The sequence below is a fragment of the uncultured Bacteroides sp. genome, assembly GCF_905207245.1.
Classification (GTDB): Bacteria; Bacteroidota; Bacteroidia; order Bacteroidales; family Bacteroidaceae; genus Bacteroides.
In genome coordinates, this window is sequence record NZ_CAJLKP010000022.1 from 12,556 (window position 1) to 35,810 (window position 23,255).

16 protein-coding genes and 1 other RNA gene are annotated in these 23,255 nt (G+C 42.0%); 10 read left to right on the forward strand and 7 right to left on the reverse strand.

Annotated features, from left to right (window positions below):
- The first annotated feature begins 60 nt into the window (after positions 1-60).
- From QZ135_RS08985 to QZ135_RS09020, 8 genes are all read left to right on the forward strand, one after another.
- Positions 61-1,116: a DUF4837 family protein gene (locus tag QZ135_RS08985; protein ID WP_294608088.1), complete on the forward strand. Its 1,056-nt coding sequence runs from the start codon at positions 61-63 to the stop codon at positions 1,114-1,116.
- Positions 1,117-1,199: 83 nt separating this feature from the next.
- Entirely contained in the window at positions 1,200-2,297 is a 1,098-nt protein-coding gene (gene pdxA, locus QZ135_RS08990; protein WP_294608091.1) for a 4-hydroxythreonine-4-phosphate dehydrogenase PdxA, read from the forward strand.
- Between the two features lies 1 nt (position 2,298).
- Complete coding sequence (locus tag QZ135_RS08995; RefSeq protein ID WP_294608093.1) at positions 2,299-3,543, forward strand: sigma-54 dependent transcriptional regulator; 1,245 nt, start codon at positions 2,299-2,301, stop codon at positions 3,541-3,543.
- Positions 3,530-4,057 carry an LptE family protein gene (locus tag QZ135_RS09000; protein ID WP_294608095.1) on the forward strand — a complete coding sequence of 176 codons (528 nt, stop codon included), beginning with the start codon at positions 3,530-3,532 and terminating at the stop codon, positions 4,055-4,057. Before QZ135_RS08995 ends, QZ135_RS09000 begins: the two co-directional genes overlap by 14 nt.
- A gap of 8 nt (positions 4,058-4,065) precedes the next feature.
- A complete protein-coding gene (locus QZ135_RS09005; protein WP_294608098.1) occupies positions 4,066-4,959 on the forward strand; it encodes a tetratricopeptide repeat protein in 894 nt (297 codons plus the stop codon).
- 4 nt (positions 4,960-4,963) lie between these two features.
- Positions 4,964-5,350, forward strand: coding sequence for a preprotein translocase subunit SecG (gene secG, locus QZ135_RS09010; RefSeq protein WP_294608101.1), 387 nt, complete (start codon positions 4,964-4,966; stop codon positions 5,348-5,350).
- A 151-nt stretch (positions 5,351-5,501) separates the two neighbouring features.
- Positions 5,502-6,893 carry an MFS transporter gene (locus QZ135_RS09015; protein ID WP_294608105.1) on the forward strand — a complete coding sequence of 464 codons (1,392 nt, stop codon included), beginning with the start codon at positions 5,502-5,504 and terminating at the stop codon, positions 6,891-6,893.
- A 6-nt stretch (positions 6,894-6,899) separates the two neighbouring features.
- Positions 6,900-7,250, forward strand: a complete 351-nt coding sequence (locus QZ135_RS09020) for a PqqD family protein (protein ID WP_294608108.1) — start codon at positions 6,900-6,902, stop codon at positions 7,248-7,250.
- 72 nt (positions 7,251-7,322) lie between these two features.
- Here the strand turns inward: QZ135_RS09020 and QZ135_RS09025 are convergent, their stop codons facing one another.
- The 3 genes from QZ135_RS09025 to QZ135_RS09035 form a co-directional block, all read right to left on the reverse strand.
- On the reverse strand, positions 7,323-8,381 hold the full coding sequence (locus QZ135_RS09025) for a DUF4831 family protein (RefSeq protein ID WP_294608111.1): 1,059 nt from the start codon (positions 8,379-8,381) through the stop codon (positions 7,323-7,325).
- Between the two features lie 349 nt (positions 8,382-8,730).
- A complete protein-coding gene (locus QZ135_RS09030; protein ID WP_294608114.1) occupies positions 8,731-9,846 on the reverse strand; it encodes a lactonase family protein in 1,116 nt (371 codons plus the stop codon).
- A gap of 101 nt (positions 9,847-9,947) precedes the next feature.
- Positions 9,948-12,770 (reverse strand): glycoside hydrolase family 3 N-terminal domain-containing protein, encoded by a 2,823-nt coding sequence (locus tag QZ135_RS09035; protein ID WP_294608116.1) that lies wholly within the window; start codon positions 12,768-12,770, stop codon positions 9,948-9,950.
- Between the two features lie 301 nt (positions 12,771-13,071).
- On the opposite strand from QZ135_RS09035, the gene ssrA reads away from it, so the two are divergent.
- Positions 13,072-13,468: a transfer-messenger RNA gene (ssrA, locus tag QZ135_RS09040) on the forward strand.
- A 127-nt stretch (positions 13,469-13,595) separates the two neighbouring features.
- On the opposite strand, the gene QZ135_RS09045 is transcribed toward ssrA, so the two are convergent.
- The 4 genes from QZ135_RS09045 to QZ135_RS09060 form a co-directional block, all read right to left on the reverse strand.
- Complete coding sequence (locus QZ135_RS09045; protein WP_294608119.1) at positions 13,596-14,657, reverse strand: endonuclease/exonuclease/phosphatase family protein; 1,062 nt, start codon at positions 14,655-14,657, stop codon at positions 13,596-13,598.
- Positions 14,658-14,680: 23 nt separating this feature from the next.
- Entirely contained in the window at positions 14,681-14,824 is a 144-nt protein-coding gene (locus QZ135_RS09050; RefSeq protein ID WP_294608121.1) for a hypothetical protein, read from the reverse strand.
- A 413-nt stretch (positions 14,825-15,237) separates the two neighbouring features.
- A complete protein-coding gene (gene galA, locus QZ135_RS09055; protein ID WP_294608123.1) occupies positions 15,238-17,676 on the reverse strand; it encodes a beta-galactosidase GalA in 2,439 nt (812 codons plus the stop codon).
- 89 nt (positions 17,677-17,765) lie between these two features.
- Positions 17,766-21,827 (reverse strand): two-component regulator propeller domain-containing protein, encoded by a 4,062-nt coding sequence (locus tag QZ135_RS09060; RefSeq protein ID WP_294608125.1) that lies wholly within the window; start codon positions 21,825-21,827, stop codon positions 17,766-17,768.
- A gap of 221 nt (positions 21,828-22,048) precedes the next feature.
- On the opposite strand from QZ135_RS09060, the gene QZ135_RS09065 reads away from it, so the two are divergent.
- Positions 22,049-23,254, forward strand: a complete 1,206-nt coding sequence (locus tag QZ135_RS09065) for a glycoside hydrolase family 88 protein (RefSeq protein WP_294608128.1) — start codon at positions 22,049-22,051, stop codon at positions 23,252-23,254.
- The last annotated feature ends 1 nt before the right edge of the window (position 23,255 follow it).

Below are 23,255 nucleotides of genomic sequence, written 5' to 3' on the forward strand. Positions count from 1 at the left end.
TTTGGCTCGGATGATATACGTATTCTTCGTAGTTTTGTAAAAACATTAACTGGTAAGTATATGAGAAAGCACCTGTTTTTTTTGAGTTTAGCTCTTGTAGCGATTGCCTTTTCCGCTTGTAGTGGTGGTAAGAAAGGCGTATTTGGTGCGACCTCCAGTGGTCGCGCGTATGAGATTTTGGTAGTGGTTGACCCTGCTATGTGGGAGCGCCCTGCCGGCAGGGCCCTTTTTGACGTACTCGATACGGATGTGCCGGGACTTCCCCAATCCGAGCGTTCTTTCCGTATGATGTACACTTCCCCCTCAAATTATGATGCTACGTTAAAGCTGATTCGTAACATTATCATTGCTGATGTACAGGATATTTATACCCAGCCTAAGTTTAAGTATGCAAGGGATGTGTATGCAGCACCACAGACCATTTTGACAATCCAGGCTCCGGATGAAGCTTCTTTCGAGAAGTTCGTGTCGGAAAATAAGCAGACTATTATCGACTTCTTCACCCGTGCGGAAATGAATCGCCAGATTTCGCAGTTGGAAAAGAAACATAATGACTATGTGGCTACGAAAGTGAAGAGCATGTTTGATTGTGATGTATGGATACCCGCAGAACTTTCTTCTACCAAGCAAGGTGAGAATTTCTTCTGGGCAGGCACGAATGCAGCTACCGGCGATCAGAACTTTGTTATTTACTCTTTCCCTTATAAGGATAAGAATACGTTTACCAAAGAATATTTTGTGCAGATGCGCGACTCTGTCATGAAAGCTAATATCCCGGGTTCTAAGGAAGGCGTGTATATGATGACCGATTCATTGATGACAGATGTGCGTCCTCTCACTATACAAGGCGAATATGCTTTGGAAGCACGTGGATTGTGGCGTATGAAGGGTGACTTTATGGGCGGTCCGTATGTTTCGCATATGCGCCTGGATCCGGTGAACCAACGCATTATCGTTGTAGAAGCCTTTATCTATTCACCTGATAAGTTGAAACGTAATCTAATGCGCCAGATGGAAGCTTCTCTTTACACATTGAGAGTGCCGGGTGATAAACAGACGGGTTCAGAAATACCATTAGGAGTGACTAAAGAGCAGGCTGCTGATAAAGAAGAATAATATGAAGGTATGGGGTGTGTCAAAACGTGGTGAGTTCCGGCACACCCACATCATTTCTCTAATGTGATATATATAAATTTAAAATGGAAGATAATAAAATAAAAGTCGGCATTACCCAGGGAGACATAAACGGCGTGGGGTACGAGGTTATTCTGAAAACATTTTCAGACCCCGTTATGCTAGAACTGTGTACGCCTATTATTTATGGCTCACCCAAGGTGGCAGCTTACCATCGTAAGTCACTTGATTTGCCGACAAACTTCAGTATCGTGAATTCGGCTTCGGAAGCGGCTCATAATCGTTTGAGCGTAGTGAACTGCACGGATGATGAAGTGAAGGTGGAGTTCTCGAAAGCTGATCCGGAAGCCGGAAAGGCTGCACTTGGTGCTTTGGAAAGGGCGATTGAGGAGTATAAAGAAGGGTTGATTGACGTGATTGTGACCGCCCCTATCAATAAGCATACTATTCAGTCGGAGACTTTCTCTTTTCCCGGTCATACGGAATATATAGAAGAAAGATTGGGAAATGGTGCCAAGTCGCTGATGATATTAATGAAAGATGATTTCCGGGTGGCACTGGTGACAGGGCATATTCCTGTTAGCCAGATTGCATCTACCATAACGAAAGAACTGATAGAGGAAAAACTAGCTATCTTCAATCAGTCATTGAAGCAAGACTTCGCTATTGGTGCACCGCGCATTGCCGTACTTTCTCTGAATCCACATGCGGGAGATGAAGGACTGCTGGGCAAAGAAGAGGAAGAAATCATCATTCCGGCGTTGAAAGAAATGGCTGCAAGAGGCATTTTGTGCTATGGTCCGTATCCGGCTGATGGTTTCATGGGTTCAGGTAATTTCACTCATTTCGATGGTGTGCTTGCCATGTATCACGATCAGGGATTGGCTCCGTTCAAGGCGCTGGCAATGGATGAAGGGGTGAACTATACTGCCGGATTGCCTGTAATACGCACTTCACCGGCTCATGGTACTGCCTATGACATAGCAGGAAAAGGACTGGCTAGCGAAGATTCTTTCCGTCAGGCTATTTATGTGTCTATTGACGTATTCCGTAACCGCCTGCGTGATAAAGAAGCACATGCCAATCCTTTGCGAAAACAATATTACGAAAAGCGTGATGACAGCGACAAGCTGAAACTTGACGTTGTGGAAGAAGATTTGTAGCATGACGAAAGCGGAGATACAACAGGTAAAATTACGTTTTGGCATCATTGGTAACAATGAAGCATTGATGCGTGCGATAGACGTTGCCATTCAGGTGGCGCCTACCGACTTGTCTGTACTGATTACCGGAGAGAGTGGTGTGGGTAAGGAGAGCTTCCCCCAGATTATCCATCAGTATAGTAGGCGGAAACACGGCCAGTACATCGCGGTGAACTGCGGTGCCATCCCCGAAGGAACTATTGATTCGGAATTGTTCGGTCATGAGAAAGGAGCGTTTACCGGTGCTATCGGTGAGCGGAAAGGATATTTTGGTGAAGCAGATGGAGGAACCATCTTTCTGGATGAAGTGGGAGAGTTGCCTTTGCCTACCCAAGCACGCCTGCTTCGTGTGCTCGAAAGTGGAGAGTTCATCAAAGTCGGTTCATCTAAGGTGCAGAAAACCAATGTGCGCATTGTGGCAGCTACCAATGTGAACCTGGCACAAGCCATTTCCGAAGGACGTTTCCGTGAAGACTTGTATTACCGTCTCAATACCGTACCTATTCAGGTGCCTCCTCTGCGTGAGCGTGGAGAGGATGCCTTCTTGTTATTCCGCAAGTTTGCTTCGGACTTTGCTGAAAAATATCGTATGCCTGCCATTCAATTGACAGATGATGCCCGGCAGTTACTGACTTCTTATTCATGGCCCGGCAATGTGCGGCAATTGAAGAACATCACAGAGCAGATTTCCATCATTGAAACGAATCGTGAAATCAATGGCACTATTCTGAAAGGTTATTTGCCGGATCAGAATAATATGCAGCGGCTTCCGGCTTTGTTCGGTGTCAAAGAGTCCAAGAGTTTCGGGAGCGAAAGGGAAATTCTGTATCAGGTTCTCTTCGATATGCGTCAGGATGTGACGGAATTGAAGAAACTGGTGCATGAGATTATGACCGAGCGTGCAAAGACTGCTGCTCCGGCTGTATCGACCACCTATTATGCCCAGCCACCTGCAGTGGTGGCTCCTGTTTCTCCGAGTGTGCCTACTATTATTCACCCTTCCATAAAGCCATCTCATGAAATGGATGAAGACATACAGGATACGGAAGAATATGTAGAAGAATCTCTCTCTCTGGATGAAGTGGAGAAAGAAATGATACGGAAGGCTTTGGAAAAACATCATGGCAAACGCAAGAGTGCGGCAAAGGATTTGAATATTTCCGAGCGTACCTTATACAGAAAGATTAAAGAATATGGATTGGATTAAAAAGATTGCCTCGACAGTTATCCTGCTGGGTATATTACTGATAGTAAATTCGTGTAGTATTAAAGTCGGACTTGCACCGATTAGTTCGATTGACTACGCTAAGGTGAAGACTATTTCGATAGCTGACTTCCAGAATCGTGCGGAGTATGTCTACGCCCCGTTAGCTACACAGTTTAATCAGGATTTGAAAGACCTGTTTATGCGCCAGACGCGCCTATCGCTGGTTAATGGCAATGCCGACCTTGAAATTGATGGTGAGATTACCGGTTATAATCAATATAATGAGGCGGTAGATGCAAGTGGATTTTCTTCAAAGGTGAAGGTTACTTTGACGGTAAAGGTTACTTTTGTGAATAATACCGACCATAAAGATGATTTCACCGATCAACAGTTCACGGCTTTCCAGACTTATGATTCTTCCCTGCTGCTGACTGATGTGCAGGATGACTTGATAACCAAGATGGTGAAAGATATTACAGAACAAATATTTAACGCAACCGTAGCTAACTGGTAATATAAGGAATGACGCCTGTACATTTGCAACAATGGATACAGCATCCCGAGGCGTTGAACCGGGATACCTTGTATGAACTTCGTACGCTGGTAGCCCGCTATCCTTATTTTCAGTCCCTACGTTTGCTCTATCTCAAGAATCTCTATGTGCTGCACGATATTAATTTCGGTGCGGAACTGCGTAAAGCGGTATTGTATGTATCAGACCGCCGTGTATTGTTTTACCTGATTGAAGGTGATCGGTATACTCTTCATCCCCATACTTCCGTGCACATTGCCGAAAAGGATATGGAAAAGGAGCCGAGTATTGACCGCACCCTTTCACTGATAGATGCCTTCCTTGCTACTGTTCCCGAAGAACATTTTCAGACGACGGAACTGGACTATACCATGGATTATACCTCCTATCTGGTGCAGGATGAGGAAGAAACGGGTGGGACGGATAGGTCTTCAGTTGTTCCGGCAAAAGTACCGAAGTTGCGTGGACAAGATTTGATAGACGGCTTTATTCGCCAGAGTGAGACAGAAGAAGGAATCAGCCTGAAGTTGCCTAAAGAAGAAAAAGTGCTTCTGTTGCCATTGACTGAAAACGATATGGAAGAAGAGGAAACGGAGGTTGCTTCCGATGAGACCATTCAGTCGGTACAGGTAAAAGCAGAGCAAGAAGAGGAAACGGAGAATGAAGAAACTGATGAGGAAACAACTCCGAAATCAGTTCCCGATGATTTGGATGATAGCTGTTTTACCGAAACTTTGGCTAAAATTTATATCAAACAGCACCGATATGACAAGGCACTTGAAATTATTAAAAAATTAAGTTTGAATTATCCAAAAAAAAATGCTTACTTTGCAGACCAAATCAGATTTTTGGAGAAATTGATTATTAACGCTAAATCAAAATAACAAAATGTACTTATTATTAGTTATCTTAATGGTGATTGCATCCTTGCTGATGTGTTTCATTGTATTGATTCAAAATTCCAAAGGAGGCGGTCTGGCATCCGGCTTTTCTTCTTCCAATCAAATTATGGGTGTTCGCAAGACTACTGACTTTCTGGAAAAAGCTACATGGAGCTTGGCTGCATTCATGGTCGTTATGAGCATTGCTACTGCTTATGTTGTTCCTACTTCTTCTGGTAGAGGTGGTGACGTAATTATGGAACAAGCTCAGCAAGAAGAAAAAACCAACCCGTATAACATGCCGTCTGGTACAACTGCTCCGCAGACAGAAGCACCTGCAACTCCTGCAGTTCCTGAAACTCCTGCTCCGGCTGCTGAAGAACCGGCTAACTAAAGCTATGCGCGGATGAACCGCAAACAGAAATAAGAGAGAGGTTGACACTGAAAAGGTGTCAGCCTCTTTTCTTTTTATGCCAGATTTAATTACCTTTGTCGGGATTATGCAATCTTAAAGCAATAATTTAAAATCTTATATAAATAGTACAATGACAGAACAATTGAAACTTAAATTGAATGACTCCAAAGCTACCCGATGGGGCGCGTTGGTGATTGTTGCCTTCACGATGATGGCAGCTTATTATGTAAACGACGTGGTAGCACCGTTGAAAACGATGCTGGAGACAGACTTGGCTTGGTCGAGCACGGACTTTGGATTCTTTACCGGTGGTTACAGTTTCCTGAATGTATTCTTCTTGATGTTGATTTGGGGAGGACTGATTCTCGACCGTTTTGGTATCCGTTTCACAGGAAAATTGGCAACCATCTTGATGGTAGGAGGTACAGCACTCGAATACTATGCAATGACAGGACTTGCAGGACCGGATGCACAAATCTTTGGTCTTAATGAAATTTTCGGTTATAAAGCCGGAGTATTTGTTGCTTTTGCCGGTTATTCTATTTTCGGTGTAGGTGCAGAAGTTGCCGGTATCACTGTCTCTAAGATTATAGCTAAATGGTTTAGAGGTAAAGAATTGGCTACAGCTATGGGTGTACAGGTAGCTTTAGCTCGTATTGGTTCGCAAGCCGGTTATGCAGTAGCTATTCCTTTGGCACGTGCTTTCGGAATCACCACTCCGGTATTGGTTGGTTTAATTTTATTAGTGGGTGGCTTGGTTGCTTTCTTTATTTTCTCCGTGATGGATAAGAAGCTGGATAAGCAGATGGAAGCGGCTGCCATAGCGGCCGGTACGGAAGGAGAGGAAGAGAAGTTCTCTTTCAAAGATGTGAAGAATATCTTGGTTAATCCGGGGTTCTGGCTGATAGCTTTGCTGTGTGTGTTGTTCTACTCATGTGTGTTCCCCTTCCAGAAGTTTGCTTCCGAATTAATGATTATCAAATATGGCATTAATGAAAATGTGGCAGGAACTTTTGCCGGGTTGCCGGCATTGGGTGCACTGATTCTGACTCCGGTATTCGGCGGGTTTATTGATAAGCGCGGCAAATCGGCTTCTATTATGATATTAGGTGCTGCCATGCTGATAGGTGTACACTTTATATATGCCATTCCTGCCATTGATTATTGGCTGGTAGCTATTGCATTGATGATTATTCTGGGTATTGCTTTCTCGCTGGTACCATCTGCCATGTGGCCTGCTGTTGCCAAGATATTCCCGGTAAGCCAGTTAGGTACAGCGTATGCATTGATATTCTTTATCCAGAATATCGGTCTGTGGGGTATTCCTACCCTGATTGGTAAAGTGCTTGATGTTTATTGTATAGTGGGGCAAAAAACTGACGGTACGAATATATATGATTATACAATACCTATGTGTATTTTCACCGGTATTGCTTGCTTATCTCTTGTGGTAGCCTTTTTGTTGAAGAGGGCAGATAAAAAGTATGGTTATCAATTGGAAGAACCTAATATTCAAGAATAGGTAAAAATGGGAACACTTGAAGGTAAAATCAGTCTACTGGATGCTATTCCGGTGCGTTGTAACCATATCATGACGGAATGGGAAGGGGATTGCGCTATAATTTCCTACCCCCGGTTCAAATATGAATGGATGCGCCGTCTTTTGTTACCAAAAAGTATGTCTCCCGATATTCATATTCGCTTTGAAGAACACGGCAGTGCTGTCTGGAAACTGATAGATGGGCAGCATACCGTGCAAGAGATAATTTCTCTGCTTGCCGAACATTTTCATCCTGACGAGAATTATGCTTCGCGGGTTACGACTTATGTGATGCGATTGCAAAAGGATGAACTTATTAAATTGAAAATTGAAAATTAAAAATTAAAAATTAAAGGCTGCGCAGTGTTTGAACATTAACTGCGCAGCCTTTAATTTTTAATTCCTTCAGTTTCATTCTTTGTCTACTTTGACCAAAGCTCCTGTGTCAGGGTTGAATAACACTTTAATTGTGGAGTTCTTATTGAACAGCACGGGAGCAAGATATTCGACTACGCCAAATTGTGTAATGGGTATTTCTGAATTATACAACTCCTCGTTCTGGTATTTCAATGTAACTTTAGCTCTGCCGGGCGCGTTGTATGCAACGCCATCTACCTGTTTCTTGGGAAGTTCAGCAGGAATAGTAATGGTTTTGAGGTCTGTTATTGTGATGTACACCGGTTCGCCTGCCAGGTCGTCATTGGCTACAACTCCTAATTTCTTTGAAAAGCGGAAAGCGACTTCGTTCTTCATTTCTTTAGGAACGATACGGATGTTGTATATCTTCTCTTCTTTTGTTACTTTACCGGCGAACATTTCTGTCAAGGCACGTTCTTGCAAAGTCAAGTTGTCCAACATAAGTTTCAGTTGTGCACCGTCTTTGGGCATGTTGTCTGTTTCGCCACGCAACAGGGCATTTTTGCTTTCGCGGATGCTATAAATTTCCTTAGCTACCAGTTCCGCCATCTTTGCCGTTGAATTTGCCATCAGAATTTCTTCTGTCAGGAAATTGCGGGGATTGAGGTTAGGAGTGTTATCCGTAGCTTTAGGCTCTACGGGAGTTGCCTTTTTCTGTCCGCTGCCCAATGGCATGTTGATGGAATAGATGATACCGTCTTTGCCCAACTCAATGAGAGGGGCTACGGTTTTATCCTTCATCTTTACAAAATATACATTCTCATTATCGGGTACGCCGATAACTTCCGTTTGTATCTTGTCCAGTGTCCAGTAGGTTTCCGAATCGGGAGAAACGTTGGTTAATCGCAGATAGCGTTCGGCATACTTAGAAAATTCTCCGGGAGTATAGATGTTTTTGGTAACTTGCACGGTGAGTTCAATTTCCGTTTTAGGCAATACATAAGTCACCCCATAGTCCTTGCCACGGGTGACACCGGCCGTCACTTCCGTTTGACCTACAGCGGTCACGGAGAATAACAGGGCTGAAAGCAATATTATATTTTTTTTCTTCATAAGTCGCGTTGTTAAAACAATTTCGGTTAAGGGACAAAGTTAATGAAGTTATTTTTGTCAAGAGTAGAATTACGGAATATTAACAGAATAACCGAATTGAGGGAGCTGCCGGTACTTTCCGTCTTAATAGATGGTATGTTTGGTCTCAATAGATAGTATGTTTTGTTCCGATAGATGGTGTGTTTTGCCTCAATAGATGGTCTGTTTTACTCCGATAAATGATGTTTTGGATATAAAAAACAGGGAGAAGTATTGCTTCTCCCTGTTACTATCTATAAATCCAAATCTAAATCAGGATTACGTTGACAAATATACGATATTAAATACCGGAAGTCAAACTTTTGCCCGGTTATTTTACGAATTGGATGCAAACGGGCTTATCCACCTTGATATCCTGATGTATGTCGAATAACAGTCCTGTGATGGGATCGCGTTGGAATACCTGAATCACATGGCTGTCCCGGCAAGCTGCCAACAGATACTTTCCATTCGGGGTGATGATGAAGTTGCGCGGATGGATACCTGTCAGTTGGTATCCTGCCTTTGCCAGCATGCCGGTTTCAGGATTTACTTCAAAGATAGCAATGCCGTCACCTTTCAGCCGGTTGCTGGCATAGAGGTATTTCCCGTCGGGACTTAGGTGTATATCGGCACTGCCACGTGCACGGAGCGTATCGGCGGCAATAGTTTGTATCTTTTCTAATTTTCCATCCAGATAGCTGAAAGCGGTGATATTACCTGATAACTCACTGATAAGATAGGCATACTTTCCGTTGGGACTGAATGTCAGATGGCGTGGACCGGAATTGGAATCCACTTCGATGGCTTCGGTAGAGGGGTGGGGGATGATACTCTTCGGATGCATCACGAAGCGCAGGATGCGGTCGGCACTGAAATCGGTGGCGAAGATATATTTTCCGTCCGGAGAGAAGACGGCGCAATGTACGTGGGGTGTTGCTTGTCTGTCAGCGTCCGGTCCGCCGGTGCTACCTTCAAAAAGGGTATCGGCGGGTTCCAATGAACCGTCTTTTTTCAGTGGAAAGACGGACATGCTTCCGCCGCTGTAGTTGGCTGTAAGTACTTCTTTTCCATTGGTGGAAACGTAGCATGGGTCGGCACCCATAGTCGGCTGGCGGTTCAACAGACGAAGCTGTCCCGTTTTTTTGTCGAAGGAGAAAGCATTGAGTGCTGCCGTCGTATCGTTCATTTCGCTGACGGCATAGACGAACTTGCCGTCTTCGGAAGGAACGAGATAGGAAGGATTGAGCACTTCAATGGAACCGAGTGCCGTTGCCATACCTGTTGCCTGATTGAAACGGAAGGTGTAGATGCCTTTACTGTTTCCGTCGGTATACGTGCCCACCAACATGGTGAGTTCATCACTTTCACTGTTTACGTTTCCCGCCTTACGAGGAGAGCAGGCCACCATAGCTAATCCAAGCATAAAGAAAAGAAGTTTTCTCATGATACTATAATTTTTATTTAATGAAGAATGAAGAATGAGGAATGAAGAATTTTGCTGAATTATTTGAATATGCCGCAAGGTAATTTTTCATTCTTCATTCCTCATTCTTCATTAAAATTCACTTCCGCCACCCCTACACGGTCATCGTTCAGCACGATGCGCAAGTCGCTGGCAGTGGTTCCTTTGAACGTGTATGAAATCAGCTTGCCGTACTCGCTGACTGTACCCGAATAAACCGTCAGGAACTGTCCGCCACCGCCCGAAAGCTGTATCTCAAACTCTGCCGGCAGACCGTTGCTTCTGCTGAATGCAATGGAAACACCATCTACCTTAGAGCCGTTCTCTAAGGCAAAGGTAATATAATCTCCTTTATTTCCCTCCCAAACAGTATTCATTTTTTTATCAAGTACGTTCATTACGCTTTCCGGATTGGTGCTGGCAGTCACAGGACTGTCTGTTTGGGCTTGCGTTTGCATAGGAGCGTTTGGGTCTTCTACTGTCAACATTCCATTCAGACGAATGTCTTCGGAAGAGGCACCTATCATGATGCTGAAGTCTCCCGGTTCTACCACCCATTCCATGTGCTTATCCAGTAGTTCCAGGTGTTTACGGTCGAGGGTGAAGGTAACTTCCTTCGTTTCTCCCGGTTGCAGGTGGATGCGCTCGAACCCTGCAAGATTCTTTTCATAAGTGGTGACACTGCTCAGCATATCGCGGATATAGAGTTGCACTATTTCATCGCCTGCCCGCTTTCCGATATTGGTAACTTTGCAGCGTACGGTGGCTTTCTGATTGGCAGTCATCACCTTCGGACTGATTTTGATATCGGAATATTCGAAGGTGGTATAACTCAGACCGTATCCGAAGGGATAAAGAGCACCGTTGACACGTGACATATTTCCATCCGGTCCCGGATTCTTTCCCCCGTCAATTTGTGAGGAAGGTTTGCAGGGGAAGTTGAAAGGGATTTGTCCCACACTTTTGGGGAAGGTAACAGTCAGCTTTCCGCCCGGATTATAATCTCCGAAGAGTACATCGGCCACTGCCGTGCCACCTTTAGACCCTGGATACCAGGTTTCCAGAATGGCGGGGACAAACTTATCCGCCCAGTTGATAGAAAGTGGACGACCGTTAATCAACACCAGTACAACAGGCTTTCCCGTTGCCTGCACGGCTTGAAGAAGTTTCAGTTGTCGTCCCGGCAGGTCAATGCTGCTGCGTGATTTGTTTTCACCACAGGTGCGTTGTCCGCCGCCTAATACAACGACGGCTACATCAGCTTGGCGTGCATTCTCTACGGCTTTGTTTATTTCTGCTTGTTCTTCATCAGTCATGGGATATTCGATGAGTTCGCTTTCCGGCCAGTTGGCGTCTACAAGGTCGCATCCCTTTGTATACAGCACTTCTGTTTTACCTTCGGTCTTTTGGCGGATACCCTCCAATACCGTGGTTACTTCTACTGCCAACGGACCATAGTGCGTCAGTGCATAACCTTCTTCATTGGCATTCGGGCCGCATACGGCTATCTTTTTTACGTTGTTGATGTCCAGTGGCAATACGTTGTTTTCATTCTTCAACAGGACGAGGCTTTCGTGTGAGGCTTGCAGGGCTACTGCTTCATTCTCTGCTTTCTCCACTTCTTTATCGGCCCCTGCAAGGTCGGTCTGATAGGGAGCATCAAATAGTCCGACAAGGAACTTTACACGCAGGATGTCACGTACGCGGTCGTTGATGACGTCTTCGCTCAGTCCGCCCTCTTTTACCAGTTCGCGTAGCGGCAATACATACGAGTCCGGTGAGCGGAAGGTACAACGTACGTTCAGACCTGCCTCCACACTTTGGCGTACGGCTTCTTTCATGTCTTTGGCAGTGCTGTGTTTCGTATAGAGATATTCTACGGCGTCACTGTCGGAAACGACGTATCCGCGAAATCCCATTTCACCACGCAGGCGTGTAGTCAGCCAGTAATAACTGCCTTGTATGGGGATGCCGTCGTAGTCATTGTACGAACTCATTACTCCCAGCATGCCTGCTTCTTTTATGACTCGTTTGAAGGGATAGACGTGTATCATCTCCACTTCGCGCGGAGACATTTGCGGGTCTACACGTGCCATACCTTCGCGGGCACCTTTGTTATTGCTGTAGGCAACAAAGTGTTTTCCGGTGGCTGCCACTTGGTGGTTGTGCTGCATGCCGCGCACCATCTCAATGCCTAGTTCGGCTACGAGGTAAGGAGATTCGCCGTACACTTCTTCATATCGTCCCCAACGCTGGTCGCGGCCTACATCGAGAATAGGAGCATAGACATTGGTGTATCCCAACATACGGGCTTCCCGCCCGGTGATAAGTCCCACCTGGTGTATAAGTTCACGGTTCCAGGTGTGTCCTAATCCCAGTTGGGTGGGGAAGTTGGTGGCACGGTAGCTCTCTACGCCACGGATGCCTTCATTGGTGAAATCTACGGGAATGCCGAGGCGGGTTTCTTCTATGAAGAAGCGTTGCACTTCGTTCAGTGCCCAGGCATGGCGGGAGGCTGGCCATACGTTCGGATTATCCGATGGGGGTAGTTCCCATTGCTGGAAGCCGTTCAGGTGTTCGTCGATGGCACCGATGCCGTCTTTCCAAAGCATTTGCTTCCATTCGGGGGTGGGGAGGTCATCTTTCAATACGCGTTTATAACCGTAGAGGGTGACCATCTGGCAGGTCTTTTCGTCCAGTGTCATCTGGCTGAGCAGGTCTTCGATGCGTGCGTCCAGCGTGGCGTTGGGGTCTTCGTACACATCTTTCACTCCGTTTTTGTTGAAGTCTATCCAGCCTTTCCGGTATATCTCACTTTTCGCGGGTTTGTACACGGATGGAATCTTTTGGGCTGACAACAGACAGGTGCCACTCAACAGCAGGCAAGTCGTAATTATTCTTTTCATGGTATATAGGTTTTCTTTTAAATCTACAGACAAAGATACGGCAATTCAAGGGGAGGGAGTGGGCAAAATTGTCCATGTTTGTGTATGATATATTCCATTGTGAATGATAAAAAGCTGACTTCTGCCATTACGTTCGCATCGGGATTATAATATTTGCTAATAAATGAAGTATGAAAACAAAAGATTTCCTATCTTTGCAGGAAAGATATGCGGCTATGAGATAGTATTCTGGTGTCTTTTTGTTATTGATACTATTTAGTGTGGCTGCATTTTTCTGATTTCTAATACGTTAGATTTATCTGGGGTTGACTGGATTTGACAGCGGGTAGAAATAGTAAGTAAGCATGCAGTGCGTCGTTGATTTGCACTTTAATCTCAGTCTTCAAAATTTTATCTGGCGAAAGACAATACGCTCTTGCTGCTTAATCGAATCATAGTAGATTAGCTTAATCCCGGCACTAGGTGCTGGGACGAGACATCACTCGGAAGCTGTTGCTCCGAAGCATTCCGATACAGTGGTGCAGTTACATCGGGGATAGTTTTTGTCGGCCTTGAGGCAAGAATGAAACTTTAAAGGATAAGGCAACGATTGATGGCTTTGGTTCTGCCGTTGCTCGAAAATCTAAGCAAAGATAAGCATGTAGAAAGCTTATGATTTCCTCGTTTGGACGAGGGTTCGATTCCCTCCAGCTCCACTTTAATAAAAGATAAGTCCTTGAATTATTAAAATTCAAGGACTTATCTTTTTCTTATTATACTCCTCTTCTTGCTTTCATCTTTTTGTGCTCATTTACCTTACTTGCCGTTAAATGAAGGCAGAGCACACTATTTCGAAGAAGTCTTATGAATCTTAAAAGTAGCAAGGTTTCCTTTGTGGTCGGTAGGCCAAACACCGGAGGGGAGCAGAAACTTATCTTTGGAATCGTTTTCAGTTATTACTCCTCTGACAACTGTTTCGGAAGGACCTACTAAAATGCTATTTCTCAATGAAAGAATCGAGTTCATCGGATAATAATAAATAAAATCAATCCGGTCACGTTCATCCACTTCGGGTGCCCAAGCTAATTTTTCAAGTTTAGCTTCTTCTGCAAGTTTATTTCCGGCAGGGAATGTGAATCCGGGATATCGAACAGGGTTGGGATATTTTTCACGATAACTATCTTTAAATCCAGCTTTATGAAGCATCATTGAACAATCCCAATGAATAACCGCTCCATTGTGGTCCCATAGATTTTTGGTGTCTGCTTGCCAGTCTAAATGTGAAGGCTCATTGAAATCTCCTCCCATGATAACCGGACGTCCTTGTTTAATATCGGTTTGTACTTCCTGTACGAAAGTATGGATAGACTCATCTCTGAATGACAAACGATTGGCTTTCAGAACTTCATATTCGTCTGTTATGGGTTTATCTATCTTCTTCCAACTTGTGCCGCTATATCCGCGTGGCATGTAACATTCATAATTTCGATAATCTAAATGACAGGAATAGAAAGAAACTGATTGCCCTTCGATTGTAGTCGTCATTTTTACCATAGCACGACTTTCGTCGCCTGGTACAATGCAGCATTTAGTCATGCTGTCTGGTTTGAATTTGCTTAAAATACCAATTGCCAGATCGAAAGTTTCTCCATAATAGTGTTTTCCTCTCTTCTTCAATTCTTCTATCACGTGTGGTATAAACCGTTTTCCATCTTTGACTTCACACAGGAAGACTACATCTGCATTCGTCTGGTCCAGTATATCAATGATTCCTTGGTCTCCATCAGGTACTTTAGTACCTCCATGCCACAGGTTTAATTGAAAAACTGTAAATGTACTTTTGTTTTTCGCATCGCAGAGATTAACTAAACAAAACAGGCATAGTAATAATAGTAAATTCTTTTTCATTTCGTATCTTTTTTATTCTTAATCTATTGTGCACTGCTTCCGTTATCGTTGGCATAACAAGCTTTATACGCTACTTCTGCATATCTCTTGCCCAGAATAACCTGGCTGTCAGCACTGAAGTGAGGGTCTTTCTCATTAATCAGGGGAACCAATTCTCTGGATGACACACAGTAGGAATTAGGGATATGTTGCCGATAAACAGGAAAATATCCAGTTTAGTATCTGTGGGTTTGTCACCGGCATAGGTGGCTAAACTTATGATAAGTAAGCATAATGATAATAAGATGTGTTTCATGGTTCTATTCTTTTCTATTCGTTTATATTGGTGGCAAATATAAGCAGATAATAGACTCCCGGCAACGGAATGTTATACTTTTATATAGAGTTTTTATGACTTTAATACCCTGTCGACAAGAAGTTAAGAGTTTGTCAACAAGAAGTTAACTCTTTATTGACAAACTCTTAACATCTTGTAATGTATTGATTTACAACACTATCTTTACTAGCTTATTTCAGTCGTTCTTTCTTGTCTCTCAGTCTAAAAAAGTTTATTTTAGGAGATGGAGATTATGACTATAAATCACCGGATATAAATTGTTAAGTGACTTGTTATTAGAGATTCGGCTGTTACGCTTATCTGAATGGGTTTTCCTGAACCATCACTTTTTATAATAAGTTGTGCATAGCCGGAGAAAGCACTCCTTCCTATAGGAGCATTTTGTGGAAACGCATCAGGTTCATGACACGAAGGATTGCCATTACCTATTCCTAACACTGTACCATTTTCTACTTTGAAACTAATATAATTATCGGCAGTGGGAACTATACGTTTTTTAGAGTCAAGTATTCGGGCGGTGATAATGGCAATGTCATTACCATCTCCATTTATTGAATCTCCGTTTTCGCTACTTAATTGTATTAATGCTGGCTCTCCGGTTGTTTCTATACTCTCTGTATATTTTTGATTCTCTTTTTTACCTTTAGCTGTCAGTTTCCCCGGAATATATTTGACACGCCAGGTGGGTATGTCATACTTATTCACTTTCTTTTTGCCTAAACTCTTATTATTAAGGAAAAATTCTACTTCATCCAGGTTTGTGTATAGCTGTACATCGACGGAATCTGTTCCTATACCATTCCAGTGAGGCAAAATGTGTAATACAGGCTCATCAGTCCACCAAGCCTTATAGTACCAATATGCATCTTTCGGGTAGCCACAATAATCTAAAATGCCAAAGTTTGAGACTACTCCCGGCCAGTAATGCATCAAAGCTTCTCCACCATAATCAAATCCGGTCCAGACAAATGCTCCACCAATATATTTGCGAGTATCAACATAACGCATCCATTCTTGTGCGGTAGCTCCCCAGTTAGGACGATCATGATCGTAGGATTGATGATAATCTTTTTCTTTTATAGTGGTATAAATTCCCCGGGTAGTAAGTGTACTGGCTTCTTCCGTCAGAATACAGGGAAGGTGGGGAAGTTTTTTATGCACATTATCCATATTCCCTATTCTGAAATAGTTAGATCCTTGTACATCTACAGCTAATGAAAAGCCGGTTCCCCATCCCCCGTTCATTGCTGCTGTGCACATGCGGGTGGGATCCAGTTTATGCTGTATGTTTTTCATCCGCTCAGCTATCATTCTTCCTTTTTCTGTTTTTTGAATGGCTGGTTCTTCATTGCCTAAGCACCAAAGAATAATGGAGGGGTGATTTCTGTCACGTCGGATAATGGTCTTCATCTGGCTAAGCCCTTCATCACTGGAACTCATCATACGCATTTCATCTACAACCAGCATTCCTAAACTATCACACGCTTCCAGAAGAGAGACAGTGGGAGGATTATGAGACGCACGATAGGCATTGGCCCCGAACTCTTTTAATTTCTGTATGCGCCAGAAGTTTAGACGGTCAGGCACTGCTACTCCTACTCCTGCATGATCTTGATGACAACATACTCCCTGTATTTGTACTCGTTTTCCATTCAGGAGAAACCCTTGGTCAGGTGTAAATGCTATGGTACGGATTCCAAAACGAGTGATGTAACTATCAACCACCTTTTTATTCACTTCTACCTCTGTCTGCAATTTATATAGATAAGGTGTTTCTGGTGACCATAACATTGCATTCTTCACCTGCATAAAAGTTTCTATATCGTTTTTGTCAAGCGGATTGATTTTCAGGTTGTTTTCAATGTAAGCTACTTGATTTCCCTGCATGTCTATAATCGTATTTTTTAAGGTGACGTTTACTGCTTTGTCAGTTTCATTGGCTATTTCTATCAAAGCTTTTACATCTGCTTCTTTTTGAGTAATATTTACGTCGGTAGTTACAAATGTGCCCCATTGCGGAATATGTACCGGAGAAGTGCGGTGCAACCATACATTGCGATAAATACCTGCTCCTTCATATGACCATAGTTCCGATTGTGTAGCGTCTACCCGTACCGTTATCACATTTTCTTTTTCTGGTTCATAATTTAAACACTCGGTTACATCAAGAGTTAAAGGAACATATCCGCTTTCGTTTCTTCCCAGATAAATGCCATTCATCCATACTTGTGCATCTCTGAAAATACCTTCAAATTCCAATGTGTATCGGCATCCTTTGATTGCCGTCAGTTTGAACTTCTTACGATACCATCCTATACTATTTTCCGGTGAACGCCCGCCCAGTTTGCGGTAACCTTTTACTTTAAGTTGATTTATGTCAAAGCCTAAAGTCATTCCCCAGTCATGAGGTATGGATACTTGTTCCCACAGGCTATCGTTATAGACTTCTGTGTGAGGAACTTCAAGGCGCGATTTTTGATCGTCCTGAAGCATTGTTGCCTCTTGTAGAAAATTAATTTTAGAGAAAGAAAGTGCAAGTCCGTAATTGAAGTCTTTTCCGGGATTTGCTGCATGCCCTTTAGCAAAGCGCCAGTTGGGGTTAAGTGATATCTTCTCACGCATACTCTGCGCGTTGGCAAGAGATATACACAGCAATAAAGCTAATAGATGAAATGTTCTCATGATAGTTAGTTTTTTGCTGGCAAAGGAATGGGAATTTAATCAAAGGGAGGTATATGCTGCATACATGATACGTACCTTTTGCATACATTCTATTCTTCTTCTGCTGCTTCATCTTCCTTATTACTGTAAATTTCGCCTTTGCGGTAAATTTGTGGAATAACATGGAATTTAGCTTTGAAGCTTTTAGTAAACTGTCTGGGCGAAGAGAATCCCAGATGATCTGCGATTTCAGATATATTCAATTCCGGATTGTTTTTTAACATGAAGGCTGCCCGTTTTAGGCGTACGGTAATTATAAACTCATAAGGAGTCTGTCCGGTTATATCTTTCAATTTATTGAATAGTTTAGTACGGGCAATACTCATTTCACGAGCGAAAATATCCACATTGAAGTTTGTGTCATCAAGATGCAGCTCTATAATTTTCATGGCTTGATCTATAAACTCCTTATCCAAGATATTTGTAGCTAATATTTGTGGGGTAGCCTGAGGTTGTTTGCTGAACTTCTCTTGTAGCATGATACGGTTGTTAACCAGATTATTGCAACGTGATAATAATATGTTAATATTGAATGGTTTGGTAATATAGTCATCAGCTCCTATGCGAAGTCCTTCTAAATTGTGTTCAATGGCTGTTTGGGCTGTCAGTAAGATAACAGGAATATGGCATGTATCTAAATTTTCTTTGATAATTTTGCATAGCTCTGTTCCTGATAATTTGGGCATTATCACGTCACTTAATACCAGATTAGGATGTTCGGACTGGACTTTTTCCCAACCTTCAGCTCCGTTAGAAGCTGTTATTACGGTGTAGAAAGTTTCAAATATCTTGGTTAACATGTCAAGTAGGGAAGGATTATCCTCTATAATGAGTATTTTAGCTTCTTTGTTTTTTTCAATAGCCGACTCTGTTTTTAGTATATCTGATTCGTATTCATCCAGAAAAATTGCCGGATTCTGATATTCAGATGTGGCTATCTGTATTTCATTTTTTAATTCATTAATTTGTTCAGGTTTCAGATGCTCTTTACCGCAGGGTAAATGTACGCTAAAGGTTGTTGATTCTCCGGGGGTACTATATACATCAATTGTGCCATGATGTAATTCAACAATACCCTTGGTGAGTGATAGACCTATTCCGGTTCCTGGATGGGCTAATGAATCAATCTGCTCTGTCTGATAAAAACGGTCGAAGATTTTATCAATATCCTGAGGGGAAATGCCACTTCCATCATCGGTTACTTCTATTATAGCTCCATGTTTTTCTTTTCGTACCGACACGGAAATATTCCCTCCTTCCTTTACATGTTTGAAAGCATTTGAGAGAAGGTTATTTACTACCTTCTGCATTTGCTTTGGATCAAACCAGATGGAAATGTTATCATGTGTTTTGTGGAAATTGAATGATATCTGATGTTGTATGGCGTACTCTTGAAAAAGCAGGTAGGTTTCGTATACAAAATCTACAAGATTATTTTCACTTGCTTTTATGTGCATATAACCTTGTTCTTGCTTACGGAAGTCCAGTAACTCAGAAATCAATTCCCGTAATTGCAGGCTGCTTTTATAAACTTTTAGAATTTTATTATAGGCGGTTGGGGCGAAAGAACGCATCTGCAGTAACATTTCCATTTGTCCGATGATCAGAGTCAGTGGTGTTCGGAACTCATGTGAAATGTTGGTAAAGAAACGTAGTTTAGTTTGATTAAGTTGCTCTATATCCTCTAAGTGTTTCTTTTCATATTTTAGTGATTCCTGTAGCTTAATCCGGTTATTATACATGCGGAATAAATAGTAGAGGACACTGCAAATACATAGGACATATATTATGTAAGCCCATACGGTGCGGTAAACTGGGGGAAGAATTTCAATTTCCAGTTTACTCATGGGTACAAGTGGGTTGTTTTTTGCACGTACACTGAGTGTATATTTTCCCGGATTTAGGTTAGTATATGTGACGGCTTGTTGTTTGCGTATGCTTGTCCAGTTTTGTGAGAATCCTTTTAGAAAATATTCTATTTCATCTTGATTAAAGGGGATATAATTGGTGGTGGTATACTCAATACTAAACATGGATTGATTGGGTTTCAATGTAATTCGATGGGAGTAACTTAAAGAATTATTGAGTATCTGGCTCTTATCACCAGGTTGAATAATTTCGCCATTTACTAATAAACGGAAAGGATAGATATTGTAGCTTTGTGGTATGTAGTCAATGCTTTCAGCTTTAAATGATATCATACCGTCTACTCCTCCGATATATATATCACCATTGGTTGTTTTGTATACAGAACGCTCGTTGGGAGCTGATAATGGTACTCCGTTTTCTTTGTTATAGTTCTGAAATCTGCGTGTAGGATAATCTAGTATAGAAAAACCGGAATCGGTTATGAATAATATTTTATTCGGTGAAAGTTCGCATACGTCATAGACATAATTACTTCCTAATCCATTATTCTGTTCGTCAAAGTTTTCAAAATCATCCGTCTCATATCGGTATAAGTCTATTCCGCTTTCATTCGTACAGAACCAAAGGCGTTTTTGACTGTCCTCATATATTCGGTTGATACTATTACTGCTGATACTTTGTTTCAGGGCGTGATTGTGCCTGTAATTCTTTAATTTATTACTGTCAAATGAGTATTTATATACACCTTTTCCATCACCACCGATCCAAAGAGAGTTGTGGTGATCTATATAAACAGAAGTTGCATAGGAAATATTCTGGTGCTCGTCTTGGAACAGGACTTTGTATTGACCTGTGTTTGGACTAAATATGCTTACACCTCTATGCGTAGCCAGGATGAGTTCGTTTTTATAGGGTACAATATCCCGAATTGTATTTGAATGGGAAAATACGTCATTATTTCTATTGAATGGGTAATGGGTGAAATGGTCATTTTGAGTATCTAATTTATTGAGCCCTCCCATGTGGGTACCTATCCATAATATTTCTTTGTCTTTATCGTAGTAGATAGACTTTATATTGTCGTGAGATATGCTGTTACCATGCTTGATATGTTTATACCATTTAAATTTGCCATTTTCCGGATTCAGTTTATTTATTCCTCCTCCTTCTGTTGCTATCCACAAATTATGTTGATTATCTTCAGTGATACAACCTATGATGGGTGAGCTAAGCCCCTCCTTTTCCAAAGATGATGTCTGATAATAGCGGTAGTTCTGGTTTTCCGGATGGAAATAATTAATCCCTCCAAAATAGGTTCCGATCCAAAGGGTACCTTGTTGGTCACATAGTAAAGTCCAGATAGAAGAGTGGGTAAGGCTATTCTCTTTATTACTTTTATGATAGCTTGTGAAAGTCTGATCGGTAGCATTATACCGGTTGAGTCCATTGAATGTTCCAATCCAGATATTTCCTTGTTTATCTTCACAGAAGCAACGAATGAAATTGGAACTAATGCTGGAAGGGTCCAGATTGTCATTACGGAAATTAGTTATAGAATCTTCATTCATTACATAGATTCCATGATTCATTGTACCTATCCAGAATTTGCCGGTGGAGTCTTTAAATATGTCAATAATGTCAGTATCCGGTAGAAGATTGTAAAGTGTATGATCGTGGGTCATCAAACGGAAAAGTCCTTGGTTTTGGGTTCCTATCAGTATATACTCATCGCAAATGTATATAGAGGTAATATACATATCTAACTCTTTGACTTTATAATACTCTTTGAATTGTTTACCATCGTAGCGATAAATCGTATTTCCAATGGTAATGTAGAGTTGCTTGTGGTAAAACATGGAACGTGTGCTACCTTGAATCAGAGTTGAAATCTTATTTTTTGATACCTGCAAAGTTGAGATCCCTTTGGAAGTCATGAAGTAGATTTCATCTTTGCTGTTGCCTGTAATTTTGAGTATATTATTATAAATTAGACTGTTCGGATTATCCTTCTGATATTTGTAAGTTATAAATTCTTTACCGTTATATAAGCAGACCCCATTGCGTGTTCCTGCCCAAATGAATCCTGCCGAATCTTGGTAGATTGCCATTACGGAATTATGTGCCAGTCCGTCATCGGTAGTCAGGTGATTGAAAGAGATACTTTGTGCCATGCTATTGGGTAATCCCAGAATACAATAGCAAATTAGGAAAAAGAGGCTTTTATATTTCGTTGTGTGTTCCATAGCGATAATAGTTAGATAATACGGCAAAGATATTTCTTTTTTGATAAAAGTGGTAATATGACATCTGTCGTTTAAGTACAAAACAGGTGTATTGTGAGTACATTGATTATTGGAAAATGTGATGTACTGGCAGGGTATATTTGTTGTACGTACGTCGTGGCTTTGTTTTTAGTGATAATCTACTTTTGCATTATTCTTTTTAATTAGCTACTAATACGTATATGAAAAGTACTTTATTAACAATTCTGTCAGGGGCTTTGCTATTGATGATGTCAGGATGCAGACCGAAAGTATCTGTTTCTACAGGAGATATTCTATCTGATAATATAAAGAGTGCAATAACACAGTATTCTTCTCAGGTCAGGCTGATTGGGAATAATGATAAGATTATGATTCCACGAACTCTGGATGAGCATGACGGGATTGTATACATACCTTGTAATGACTGGAGTAGTGGCTTCTTCTCAGGAAGCTTGTGGTATATATATGACTTAACAAGAGATCCTAAATGGGAGACTTGGGCAGTAAAGTACACAGAGGCTTTAGATTCTATTTCATATTTGACTCATCATGATGATGCTGGATTTATGGTAGGAAGTAGTTTCTTGAATGGTATGAGGATAGGGGGAAGGGGTTATCGTTCTGTGATATTACGAGCGGCCAAATTACTTTCTACTCATTTTCATCCGGTAGCGGGAGTCATTCAATTATTGGATTTGAACAAAGACTGTCAATCTTCCAAAGGCTGGAAATGTCCGGTAACAATCGAAAATATGATAAGCCTGGAGATTCTTTTTGAGGCTTCACAGTTGTCCGGAGATTATAGCTATCATAATATGGCAGTCAGCCATGCTGATAAAACTCTGCAGAATCATTTTCGTATGGACTATAGTTGCTACCACCTTGTTGATTACGATCCGGATACTGGAGAAGTAAGAAGCCAGCAGACCATACAGGGATATGCTGATGAATCGGCTTGGGCCAGAGGACAAGCTTGGGCTCTTTATGGATATACGATGTGCTATCGATATACGCATAAGGCAGAGTATTTGGTGCAAGCTCAGAATATTTATAACTATATTTTCACTAATAAGAATTTGCCTACAGACTTAATCCCATACTGGGATTATGATGCGCTGAACATACCTAATGAACCTCGGGATGTTTCAGCGGCAGCCATAACAGCGTCAGCTCTCTATGAGCTGGATACTTTTCTTCCTGGAACAAAATATAAAGAAACGGCTGATATGATAATGGAGTCATTAAGTTCTCCGGTATATAGGGCGGAAGAAGGAACAAATGGTTATTTCATATTGAAACATTCTGTAGGAAGCATTCCACACAAGCAGGAAGTAGATGTCCCTTTAAACTATGCGGACTATTATTTTCTTGAAGCATTGATAAGGAAACGTGATTTGGAAAAATGAT